The sequence below is a fragment of the Streptomyces sp. SID5910 genome, assembly GCF_009862125.1.
Taxonomy (GTDB): domain Bacteria; phylum Actinomycetota; class Actinomycetes; order Streptomycetales; family Streptomycetaceae; genus Streptomyces.
In genome coordinates this window covers 1-11,448 of record NZ_WWHX01000774.1, presented here as the reverse complement: position 1 = coordinate 11,448, position 11,448 = coordinate 1, and the positions used below count along the sequence as shown (strand labels likewise).

Below are 11,448 nucleotides of genomic sequence, written 5' to 3'. Positions count from 1 at the left end.
CTGGTAGAGACAGTCAGGGCACCTCGAAGATGAGGCACTACGTCGGTGAGGGAAGACGTGAGCGAGCACACCAACAACTCGGTAGTACTGCGGTACGGCGACGGCGAGTACACCTACCCGGTGATCGACAGCACCGTCGGTGACAAGGGCTTCGACATCGGGAAGCTCCGTGCCCAGACCGGTCTGGTGACACTGGACAGCGGTTACGGCAACACCGCCGCCTACAAATCCGCCATTACGTACCTGGACGGCGAGGCGGGCATCCTCCGGTACCGCGGCTACCCGATCGAGCAGCTCGCGGAGCGCTCCTCGTTCGTGGAGGTCGCCTACCTGCTGATCAACGGCGAGCTGCCCACCGTCGACGAGCTCTCGGCGTTCAAGGACGAGATCACGCAGCACACCCTGCTGCACGAGGACGTCAAGAACTTCTACAAGGGCTTCCCGCGCGACGCCCACCCGATGGCCATGCTGTCCTCGGTCGTCTCCGCGCTGTCCACCTTCTACCAGGACAGCCACAACCCGTTCGACGAGCGCCAGCGCAACCTCTCGACGATCCGGCTGCTCGCGAAGCTTCCGACCATCGCCGCGTACGCGTACAAGAAGTCGATCGGCCACCCGTTCGTCTACCCGCGCAACGACCTCGGCTACGTCGAGAACTTCCTGCGCATGACGTTCTCGGTGCCCGCCCAGGAGTACGAGCTCGACCCGACGGTCGTCGCCGCCCTGGACAAGCTGCTGATCCTGCACGCGGACCACGAGCAGAACTGTTCGACGTCCACGGTCCGCCTGGTCGGCTCCTCGCAGGCGAACATGTTCGCCTCGATCTCCGCCGGCATCAACGCGCTGTGGGGCCCGCTGCACGGCGGCGCCAACCAGTCGGTGCTGGAGATGCTGGAAGGCATCCGCGACGCCGGCGGCGACGTCGACTCCTTCATCCGCAAGGTGAAGAACAAGGAGGACGGCGTCCGCCTGATGGGCTTCGGCCACCGGGTCTACAAGAACTTCGACCCGCGCGCCAAGATCATCAAGGCCGCCGCGCACGACGTGCTGTCCGCGCTCGGCAAGTCCGACGAGCTGCTGGACATCGCGCTCAAGCTGGAGGAGCACGCGCTCTCCGACGACTACTTCGTCTCGCGCAGCCTCTACCCGAACGTGGACTTCTACACGGGTCTGATCTACCGGGCCATGGGCTTCCCGACCGAGATGTTCACGGTCCTGTTCGCCCTCGGCCGCCTGCCGGGCTGGATCGCCCAGTGGCACGAGATGATCAAGGAGCCGGGGTCGCGCATCGGGCGCCCGCGTCAGATCTACACGGGTGTCGTCGAGCGGGACTTCGTGCCGGTGGAGCAGCGCTGACACCTGCCGGTGTGGGGGTGCCGTGCGCCTATTGAGAGTGCGTCGCTGAGGGGTGTGGGCGGCTGCGGGCCGGCTGTGGCTGGTCGCGCAGTTCCTCGCGCCCCTTCGGGCGCTTGCAGTCCCCTGCGTTCTTCGGGCGCGCACAACCGCATACGCACAACCGCATAGAAGAAGGCGCCCCGGCGCCGGTCCCCCCACGGGCCGACGACCAGGGCGCCTTCCCATGTCCCGGTGCGGATTCCCCCCACGGGATCCGGCCGGGCGTCTGTGAGGACAGCGCCTGAATCGCTGTGAAACGTGCTGCACGCATCGCTGCGGTCTGCCGGGACAGCGCACGCCCGGGAGGGCCGCTCAAAGCTTCCCGGTGTACGTGTCCCGGCAACGCATCTCTGGGAAAGTCCCCCAAGACATCCCCAGATGCCAGGTGGCGCCCCCCAAGACGCTGCCTGACATCGCCAACTTAGACCCTCGAACCCCTTCGATGGTTACGTTCGCGTCACTGTGATCTGCGTCTCTTGCATATGTCCGTTAAGTGCGCAAGAGCCTCGTTACGTCCAACGAGACTCCAGCGTAAGGAAGATGCGCGAGCCTTGTGAAGAGCTTATGTGAGGTGCGTGCCGGACTCCAGAGGCTCAGGCCGTCGACCTGCGTGAAATATCGCCAGATACGCGTCCCGTCGCGGTCAGCGGATCGGGGTGCGCCGCCACGTGGTCGCGGGCCGCCTCGGAGAAGGCGCGGACGCGGCTGTTGTCCGCCGCGGAGAGCCAGACCAGGCGCCACTCGTACGCCGGGGCGCCCTCGACCGGCACGAACGCGACGTCGGGGCGGGCGTCGTACACACTCGCGTGGGACGGGACGGGGTAGACCCCGTGGCCGGCGCCGACCAGCGCCCACATCTCCTGGATGCTGCCGAACTCCGCGCTCCGCCCGGCACCCCGGCCCCCCGGCGCCCTGCCGGGGCCGGACGGCGAACCCTGCCGCCCCGCGGCGAACAACTGCTCCGCGCCCTCGGGAGCGGCCCACCGGTCCGCCTGCCCCGGGACGGACCCCTCGGACGCCCGCGGCCGCAGCACCTCGTACCGCGCCAGCTCCGCCACGTCCACCGCCTCCCGCCGCGCCAGCGGATGCCGCACCGAGACGGCGAGCATCGGCGCCTCCCGGAACAGCACCGGGCCCGCGACGTGGCCCGGTGGGAGCGTGGACGGCGGTGCGGCGAAGTTGTCGATGAGCAGGACGTCGATCACGTCGTCGCGCAGCGGCGCCGTCCCGTCCGTGAAGCGGCTCTCGTGCAGCCGCACCTCGCAGCCCGGATGCCGGGTCCGCAGCAGCTCCGCCGCGCGCAGCACGAACTCCGCGGTGGCCGTCCCCAGGAACCCCACCCGCAACACGCCGTCCACGCCCCGGCCCGAGGCCACCGCCCGCGCGAACGCGTCGAGGATCCCCTGGTGCGCGGGCTTCAGATCCTCGAAGAGACGCCGCCCGATCGCGGTGAGGGCCACCCGCCTGCTGGTCCGCTCGAAGAGAGCCGCGCCGACCGACCGCTCCAGCTTCTGGACCGTCTTGCTGACCATCGCCACCGAGAGGTGCAGCCGCTCCGCGCTGCGCCCGAAGTGCAGCTCCTCGCCCACCGTCAGGAAGATCTCGATCTCACGTCGTTCCACGGCTCCCCCTACCGTCAACCACAGGTCAACGATCCTTGCAGCATCGGCAGTTGATGGCGACCCCGGGGTGAAACAGGCTGTGAGCACACCGCAGAACGCGGTCCTCGCAGCTCACACACGAAAGCCGAGGCGATCACCATGACGTCACCCGCGCTCACCCTGGTCCTGGGCGGAACGGGAAAGACCGGACGCCGGGTCGTGCACCGGCTGACCGGACGCGGCCACGCGGTCCGGATCGGTTCGCGTGCCGCCGGCATCCCCTTCGACTGGAACGACCCCACGACGTGGCGGCCCGCCCTGGCCGGTGTGGACGCCGTCTACGTCTCCTACCAGCCGGACCTGGCCGTGCCCGGCGCCCCCGAGGCGATCGGCGCCTTCGCCGACCTCGCGGTACGGAGCGGAGCGCGCCGCCTGGTGCTGCTCTCCGGGCGCGGCGAGCCCGAGGCCGAGGCGTGCGAGAAGGCGCTGGCGGCTTCGGGCGCGGAGTGGACGGTCCTGCGTGCCTCGTTCTTCGCGCAGAACTTCAGCGAGGGCGACTTCCTCGGCCCCCTCCTCGACGGGGAGCTGGCGCTGCCCGTCGGCGACGTCGAGGAGCCGTTCGTCGACGCCGACGACATCGCCGAGGTCGCCGCCACCGTCCTGGCCGAGGGCGGGCACACCGGCCGCACCTACGACCTGACCGGCCCCCGGCTGCTCACCTTCGCGCAGGCCACGGCCGCGATCGCGGCGGCGGCCGGCCGCGAGATCGGCTACGTCACGGTCCCCGCGGACGCCTACGCCGCCGCACTCGCCGCGCACGGCGTCCCCGCCGACGTCACCGCCCTGCTGACCTACCTGTTCACGCAGGTCCTCGACGGCCGCAACGCCCATCTCGGCGACGGCGTCCAGGAGGTCCTCGGCCGCCCGGCCCGCGACTTCACCGACCACGTCGCCGAGGCCGCGGCCGCCGGCGTCTGGGCCCCGGAGGCCGCCTCGTGAGAACCACCCAGACCGGCACCCTCCTGGCCGCCGTCGTCGCCTCCGGCCTGATGGCGGGGCTCTTCGCCGCCTTCGCCTACGCCGTGATGCCGGGGCTGCGCGGCACCTCCGACCACACGCTCGTGGAGACGATGCAGGGCATCAACAAGGCGATCCTCAACCCCGTGTTCATGCTCCCGTTCGTGGGGTCGATCCCGCTGATCGCCCTGGCCGCGTTCCTCGCCTGGCGCGGCCACGGCCGGCCGGCCCTGCCCTGGCTCGTCGCCGCGCTCGTGCTCTACCTGGTCGCGTTCGCGGTGACCGGCGCGGTCAACGTCCCGCTCAACGACGAGCTGGAACGGGCCGGCGCCCCGGACTCCATCGGCGACCTGGCCGCCGTCCGGGAACGGTTCGAGGCGGCCTGGGTCACCTGGAACATCGTGCGCGCGCTGCTGCACACGGCGGCCTTCGCCTGCCTCGCCTGGGCCCTGGTCCTGTACGGCGCGGACCGGTCCTCCGCCGACCGGGCGGGAGCGTCCGCCTCCCGGGTCAGCGGAACGTGCGCAGCCGCAGACTGTTCGTGACGACGAACACGGACGAGAACGCCATCGCCGCGCCCGCGATCATCGGGTTCAGCAGCCCCGCGGCGGCCAGCGGCAGCGCGGCCACGTTGTAGCCGAAGGCCCACACGAGATTGCCCTTGATCGTCGCCAGGGTGCGCCGGGACAGCCGGATGGCGTCCGCCGCCACCCGCAGGTCCCCGCGCACCAGCGTCAGGTCGCCCGCCTCGATCGCCGCGTCCGTCCCCGTGCCCATCGCCAGGCCCAGATCGGCGGCGGCCAGCGCGGCGGCGTCGTTGACGCCGTCGCCGACCATGGCGACCGTACGGCCCTCTGCCTGGAGCCGCCGGACCGCGTCGACCTTGTCCTCGGGCAGGACCTCCGCGATCACCTCGTCGATGCCGACGGCCCGGGCGACGGACTCGGCGACCCGCCGGTGGTCGCCGGTCAGCAGCACGGGCGTGAGGCCCAGCCGGCGCAGCTCGGCGACCGCCTCGGCGCTGGTCTCCTTCACGGCGTCCGCGACGGCCACGACACCCCGTGCCGTCCCGTCCCAGCCGACCACGACCGCCGTACGACCGTCCCTCTCGGCCGCCTCCTTGGCGCGGGCCACCCCGTCCGGCAGGTCGTCGTAGAGGCGCCCCACGGCCACCTCGCGGCCCTCCACGCGCCCGCGTACGCCGCGTCCGGGGACGTTCTCGAAGTCCGCCACGTCCGGCAGCGCGCCGACGCGCTCCTCCGCACCGGCCGCGACCGCCCGGGCCACGGGGTGCTCGGAGGCGTGCTCGACGGCGCCCGCGAGCCGCAGCAGCTCCTTCTCGTCGGTGCCGTCGGCGGCGTACACCTCGTGGAGGGTCATGCGGCCGGTGGTGACGGTGCCGGTCTTGTCCAGGACGACCGTGTCGACGCGCCGCGTGGACTCCAGCACCTCCGGGCCCTTGATCAGGATGCCGAGCTGGGCGCCGCGCCCGGTGCCGACCAGCAGCGCGGTCGGCGTGGCGAGGCCGAGCGCGCACGGGCAGGCGATGATCAGGACGGCGACGGCCGCGGTGAACGCGGCGACCGTGTCCCCGGTGCCGCCCAGCCAGCCACCGAAGGTCGCGACCGCGATCAGCAGCACGACCGGGACGAAGACCCCGGCGACCCGGTCGGCGAGCCGCTGCACCTCGGCCTTGCCGCTCTGCGCGTCCTCCACCAGCTTCGCCATCCGCGCGAGCTGCGTGTCCGCGCCGACCCGGGTGGCCTCGACCACCAGCCGGCCCCCGGCGTTGACCGTGGCGCCGGTGACGGTGTCGCCGACGGTCACGTCCACCGGCACCGACTCGCCGGTCAGCAGGGAGGCGTCCACGGCGCCGGAGCCCTCGGTCACGGTGCCGTCGGTGGCGATCTTCTCGCCGGGCCGTACGACGAACCGGTCGCCGACGGCCAGCCGGGACACGGGCACCCGCACCTCCCGGCCGTCGCGCAGCACGGCCACGTCCTTCGCGCCCAGCTCCATCAGCGCCCGCAGCGCGGCACCGGCGCGGCGCTTGGAGCGGGCCTCCAGCCAGCGGCCGAGGAGCAGGAAGGCGGTGACCCCGGCGGCGGCCTCCAGATAGATGGCGGAGGCGCCGTCGGCGCGGGAGACGGTGAGGTCGAAGCCGTGCCGCATGCCCGGCATGCCGGCGTCCCCGAAGAACAGCGCCCACAGCGACCAGCCGAACGCGGCCAGCGTGCCGAGCGAGACCAGGGTGTCCATGGTGGCCGCGCCGTGCCGGACGTTGGTCCAGGCGGCGCGGTGGAAGGGCAGCCCGCCCCAGACGACGACGGGCGCGGCCAGGGTGAGCGAGAGCCACTGCCAGTTGTCGAACTGGAGCGCCGGGACCATGGCGAGCAGCACGACGGGGGCGGCGAGGAGGACGGAGACGACGAGGCGCTGCCGCAGGGCGGACAGCTCGGGGTCGTCGTCCTCCGCGGAGTGTCCCGGCGTGTCCTCGGCGGTGGGCTCCGGCGGCGGCGCGGGTTCCTCGGCGGTGTAGCCGGTCTTCACGACGGTGGCGACGAGGTCGGCGACGGAGGTGGACGCCGGGTGGGTGATCCGGGCCTTCTCCGTCGCGTAGTTCACCGTGGCGCTCACGCCGTCCATGCGGTTGAGCTTCTTCTCGACGCGGGCCGCGCAGGAGGCGCAGGTCATCCCGCCGATGAGCAGCTCGACCTCGGCGAGGTCCGGTGCGGTGGCCGTCGGTGTGTCCGCGGTGGTGGTCATGTCCGGGCTCCAGGGGGCCGACCGGGCCGGGTGCCCGGCCCGTGAGCCGGTGGCGGGCGGCCCGGTCGGCGGGGCGGTGGGTGCTGCTGCGGGCGAGGGGCGGTGGTGCTCAGGCCTGGCCGACGAGCTCGAAGCCCGCCTCGTCCACCGCGGCGCGCACCGCCTTCTCGTCGAGCGGCGCCTCGGAGACGACGGTGACCTCACCGCTCGCGGCGACGGCCTGCACCGAGGAGACGCCGGGGATCTCGGAGATCTCACCGGAGACGGCGCCCTCGCAGTGTCCGCAGCTCATGCCGCTCACCTTGTAGACGGTGGTGACGGAACCCTGGGTGTCGGTCTGGGCGGTCATGTCGTACTCCTCGGTCGGGCCGTGCGGGGGGTCGGGTACCCGTACGTGGCCGGGTACCCGCGAGTACCGTGGTCCAGCGCCGGACCACGCACCTGCCACTGTACCCCTAGGGGGTATGAATACGGCTCAGCCTCCCGCACGGGAGCCCGCCGAGGTGCGGAGTGACGGTCATCGAGCCGTGGCGTCCGCCGCCTCGGGGCGTCCGCGGTGGGCGGCCCACTCGTGGTCCAGGACGGCCATCAGCACCTCGTCAGCCCACTGCACGTCGCGCCGGACCGCCTCCCGGCGCACGCCCTCCACGACGAAACCGGCCTTCTCGTAGACGCGCCGGGCCCGGGCGTTGTCGCCGTAGACCTCCAGCTGGATCCGGTGCAGCCCGAGCCGCTCGAAGCCGTGCCCGACGATCAGCCGGGTCGCCTCGGTGCCGACGCCCCGGCCGCGCCCCCGCGGGCCGATCAGCGTACGGAAGGTGCAGGAACGGTTCGCCCGGTTCCACTCGTTGAGCACGACCTCGCCGAGGAGTTCGCCGTCGGCGGGGTCGGTGACGGCGAGGTCGAGGCGGTCGGGCCGGTCGCCGCGCGAGGCGTACCAGTCGCGGACGCCCTCCAGGGTCAGCTCGTCGCCCGGCTCGAACGTGAAGCGGACGACCTCGGGGTCGTTGATGATCTCCCACATCACGTCGGCGTCCTGCCCGGTGAACGGCCGCAGGACCGTCCGCTCGCCGGTGAGCACGGGTTTCTCGGAGAAGTCCATGGACGGCACTGTGCCCCACGGAGCCGTGGGGCACAGAACGGTTTTCCGCCCTACCGCCCCCGGTTGCGCGGCCGGGACGCCACCCAGGCCCGCACCGTGTCCGCGTACCAGTAGGGCTTGCCGCCCTCCACATGGTCGGGCGGGGGCAGCAGACCGTGCTTGCGGTACGACCGCACGGTGTCCGGCTGGACCCTGATGTGGGCCGCGATGTCCTTGTAGGACCAGAGCCTTCGGTCGGTCACGAACGCACCTCCCCGCGCGCACCGCGGCGGCGACCGGGGACGGCCGCCGGGGGGAGCCGGGTGCTGCGCTGGCGATCACCAAGCCTGTTCCGGGTGAACGACGCCCGGCGGCGGGTGGTCAGGCCCCGTTCCCGGGTGTGACCGAAGGCCCGCGCGCTCGTGACACCTGTGACACGGACGCGGTGTTTGTGACAGGAGTGCCGCAAAGAGGTCCCCCGGAGTTCGGGCGCGGGAGGTTGACTCCGGCGCGGCGGACCACCGTCACGCACCAGCGACGGCCCGCCACCCGGAGTACGTCGTCCGAATGTCCGGACAAAACATTGACAGGCTCCGTGCGCGGGGCTAGAAACCGGGGGGAGACGCCTCCGGCGCGGGAAGGCCGCTTCGCCCTGGCAGGAGCGAAGGGCGCGCGACGACTCCCCGCCGCCCCGGCCCCGCGCCGGAGGTTCCGCCGTACTGCCCCACGTGTCCACTCGGACACCCAAACCGCATACACAGTGTCGGGCGCGCGTCCGGGCGCCCGGCTGCTGAGATGGACCCATGGCCCTGACCGCGACCCGACCGTCGCCGGAAACGGCCCGTGAGCTGGACGAACGGCACGCTACGACCCGTCGCCGCCAACTGTGAAGGAGTTCTCGGTCATGACGAACATCGTCAACCACTGGATCGGCGGCAAGACCGCCGAAGGCGCCTCGGGCACGTACGGGCCGGTCACCGACCCGGCGACCGGTGAGGTCACCACCAAGGTGGCCTTCGCCTCGGTGGACGAGGTGGACGCCGCGGTCGCCGCCGCCAAGGAGGCGTACCTGACCTGGGGCCAGTCCTCGCTGGCGCAGCGGACCTCGGTCCTCTTCAAGTTCCGGGCGCTGCTCGACGCCCACCGCGACGAGATCGCCGACCTGATCACCGCCGAGCACGGCAAGGTGCACTCCGACGCGCTCGGCGAGGTCGCGCGCGGTCTGGAGATCGTCGACCTGGCCTGCGGCATCACCGTGCAGCTCAAGGGCGAGCTGTCGACGCAGGTCGCCACCCGCGTCGACGTGTCCTCCATCCGGCAGCCGCTCGGCGTCGTCGCCGGCATCACGCCGTTCAACTTCCCGGCGATGGTGCCGATGTGGATGTTCCCCATCGCCATCGCGTGCGGCAACACCTTCGTGCTCAAGCCGAGCGAGAAGGACCCGTCGGCCGCCGTCAGGATCGCCGAGCTGTTCTCCGAGGCCGGTCTGCCGGACGGCGTCTTCAACGTCGTGCACGGTGACAAGGTGGCCGTGGACCGCCTCCTGGAGCACCCGGACGTGAAGGCGGTCTCCTTCGTCGGCTCCACCCCGATCGCCCGCTACATCCACACCACTGCCTCGGCCAACGGCAAGCGCGTCCAGGCGCTGGGCGGCGCCAAGAACCACATGCTGGTGCTGCCGGACGCCGACCTCGACGCCGCGGCCGACGCGGCCGTGTCGGCGGCCTACGGCTCGGCGGGCGAGCGCTGCATGGCGATCTCCGCGGTCGTCGCGGTCGGCGCGATCGGCGACGAGCTGGTGCAGAAGATCCGCGAGCGCGCCGAGAAGATCAAGATCGGCCCGGGCAACGACCCGGCGTCCGAGATGGGCCCGCTGATCACCAAGGTCCACCGCGACAAGGTGGCGTCCTACGTCGAGGGCGCGGCGGCCGAGGGCTGCGAGGTCGTCCTCGACGGCACCGGCTACACCGTCGACGGCCACGAGGACGGCCACTGGATCGGCATCTCCCTGCTCGACCGGGTGCCGACCACGGCCAAGGCCTACCAGGACGAGATCTTCGGCCCCGTCCTGTGCGTGCTGCGCGCCGACACGTACGAGGAGGGCGTGGCCCTCATCAACGCCTCGCCCTTCGGCAACGGCACCGCGATCTTCACCCGGGACGGCGGCGCGGCCCGCCGCTTCCAGCTGGAGATCGAGGCCGGCATGGTCGGCGTGAACGTCCCGATCCCGGTCCCCGTCGGCTACCACTCCTTCGGCGGCTGGAAGGACTCGCTCTTCGGCGACCACCACATCTACGGCAACGACGGCACGCACTTCTACACCCGCGGCAAGGTCGTCACCACCCGCTGGCCGGACCCGTCCGACGCCCCGGCGGGCGTGGACCTGGGCTTCCCCCGCAACCACTGAGGCGCGGCCCCGGAAGAACACGACGGTGCCCCGTCCCGCCCGTGCGGGACGGGGCACCGTCGTGCCCGGCTCAGCCCTGCTGCTGTGCCTTCACCTCGTCGGTGAGGTCGCCGGTCTGGTCGGCGGGCGGGGCCACGATGTCCTTGGTGGCGCCGAACCTGTCGAAGTCCATGGTGACCGTCATGGCGCCGAACTCCTGCTTCAGGCGCACCGGCAGGTCCTTGTCGCCCACCCAGATGTCCATGGTGATCGAGCCGCCGCCCGCACCGGAGTTGAGCAGGCTGTCCTCGCCGCCGAGGGCCTCCTGGAACTTGCCCAGGTCCTTCTCGTCGAGGACCGCCCGGTAGTGGGTCGTGGGCTTGCCGTTGACGTTCTCCTTGCCGAGGTCGTCGACGTCGCTCGCGTACTTGAGGCCCTTCATGGAGTCCGCCGGGCTGCCGCCCCCGCCGCCCCCGCTGAAGGCGGCGGCACCGGACTCGCCGAACACGGCCGACCCGTCGATCTTCATCCACTCCTTGCCCTGGAGCGGGCCGGAGGGCTGCGGGTCGATGTCGTAGTAGTACGCGCCGTCCACGAACAGCGTGCGCACCGTCGGGGAGTCCGTGAGCGCCTGCATCTGCGCGGCCTCGGTGTCCATCTCGACGTCCAGCGCGTACCCGTCGCCCCAGGAGTAGGTGCCGTCCATCGCGATGGGCTCGCCCGTGCCCAGGTCGGTCGTCGTCCGGACCTCCGCGGAGCCCAGCTCCTCGGTGCGGTCGGTGGCCCGGGTCAGGGCCGCCATGATGGTGTCCGCCTTGTCCACCGCCTTCGTCGCCGCCTTGTCCGCGGTCTCGGCGGCGTCCTTGGCGCCCTCCGAACCGCACGCGGACGTCGCCACGATCGTCGCCGCCGTCAGCCCCACCCAGGCCGCCGTGTACCTCAGCTTCATGAGTCCCCACCCGTTGCCGTGATCCTGTGATTCACCTGTGCCGAGGACTCTACCGGGCACCTCCGACAGCGTCCGGATACCGGAAGGTCATCGTCTTTTTTGCCGCTCCGGCTACGGTTCCCGTACGCCTCAACGGGCCCCGGGTGACGGCCTGTGATGCGCTTTCCCGTTGCATCGGCGACTTGGATCAACGGATTCCGTAGGTAAACACCCATTGACGTGCTGGTTTTCGTCGGGGTTCTATCTTGCGCCG

The 11,448-nt window shown here is 71.7% G+C and carries 10 protein-coding genes; 4 read left to right on the top strand and 6 right to left on the bottom strand.

Annotation, left to right across the window (positions count from 1 at the left end):
- The first annotated feature begins 57 nt into the window (after positions 1 to 57).
- A complete protein-coding gene (locus GTW67_RS27375; RefSeq protein WP_161167455.1) occupies positions 58 to 1,356 on the top strand; it encodes a citrate synthase in 1,299 nt (432 codons plus the stop codon).
- Positions 1,357 to 1,988: 632 nt separating this feature from the next.
- Here GTW67_RS27375 and GTW67_RS27370 read toward each other — a convergent pair.
- Positions 1,989 to 3,017: a LysR substrate-binding domain-containing protein gene (locus tag GTW67_RS27370; RefSeq protein ID WP_161167454.1), complete on the bottom strand. Its 1,029-nt coding sequence runs from the start codon at positions 3,015 to 3,017 to the stop codon at positions 1,989 to 1,991.
- Positions 3,018 to 3,155: 138 nt separating this feature from the next.
- On the opposite strand from GTW67_RS27370, the gene GTW67_RS27365 reads away from it, so the two are divergent.
- Positions 3,156 to 3,995 carry a Rossmann-fold NAD(P)-binding domain-containing protein gene (locus GTW67_RS27365; RefSeq protein ID WP_161167453.1) on the top strand — a complete coding sequence of 280 codons (840 nt, stop codon included), beginning with the start codon at positions 3,156 to 3,158 and terminating at the stop codon, positions 3,993 to 3,995.
- A complete protein-coding gene (locus GTW67_RS27360; protein ID WP_346010751.1) occupies positions 3,992 to 4,558 on the top strand; it encodes an anthrone oxygenase family protein in 567 nt (188 codons plus the stop codon). Before GTW67_RS27365 ends, GTW67_RS27360 begins: the two co-directional genes overlap by 4 nt.
- Here the strand turns inward: GTW67_RS27360 and GTW67_RS27355 are convergent.
- From GTW67_RS27355 to GTW67_RS27340, 4 genes are all read right to left on the bottom strand, one after another.
- Positions 4,524 to 6,779, bottom strand: a complete 2,256-nt coding sequence (locus GTW67_RS27355) for a heavy metal translocating P-type ATPase (protein WP_161167452.1) — start codon at positions 6,777 to 6,779, stop codon at positions 4,524 to 4,526. The genes GTW67_RS27360 and GTW67_RS27355 overlap by 35 nt on opposite strands.
- 109 nt (positions 6,780 to 6,888) lie before the next feature.
- On the bottom strand, positions 6,889 to 7,128 hold the full coding sequence (locus tag GTW67_RS27350; protein ID WP_161167451.1) for a heavy-metal-associated domain-containing protein: 240 nt from the start codon (positions 7,126 to 7,128) through the stop codon (positions 6,889 to 6,891).
- A gap of 168 nt (positions 7,129 to 7,296) precedes the next feature.
- Positions 7,297 to 7,881, bottom strand: a complete 585-nt coding sequence (locus GTW67_RS27345) for a GNAT family N-acetyltransferase (RefSeq protein WP_202437764.1) — start codon at positions 7,879 to 7,881, stop codon at positions 7,297 to 7,299.
- 50 nt (positions 7,882 to 7,931) lie between these two features.
- Positions 7,932 to 8,123 carry a helix-turn-helix transcriptional regulator gene (locus GTW67_RS27340; protein WP_077801771.1) on the bottom strand — a complete coding sequence of 64 codons (192 nt, stop codon included), beginning with the start codon at positions 8,121 to 8,123 and terminating at the stop codon, positions 7,932 to 7,934.
- Positions 8,124 to 8,764: 641 nt separating this feature from the next.
- Between GTW67_RS27340 and mmsA the strand changes: the two genes are divergently transcribed.
- Positions 8,765 to 10,267 carry a CoA-acylating methylmalonate-semialdehyde dehydrogenase gene (gene mmsA, locus GTW67_RS27335; protein ID WP_161167449.1) on the top strand — a complete coding sequence of 501 codons (1,503 nt, stop codon included), beginning with the start codon at positions 8,765 to 8,767 and terminating at the stop codon, positions 10,265 to 10,267.
- 70 nt (positions 10,268 to 10,337) lie between these two features.
- On the opposite strand, the gene GTW67_RS27330 is transcribed toward mmsA, so the two are convergent.
- Positions 10,338 to 11,195 (bottom strand): SCO4651 family lipoprotein, encoded by an 858-nt coding sequence (locus tag GTW67_RS27330; RefSeq protein ID WP_161167448.1) that lies wholly within the window; start codon positions 11,193 to 11,195, stop codon positions 10,338 to 10,340.
- Positions 11,196 to 11,448: the final 253 nt, after the last annotated feature.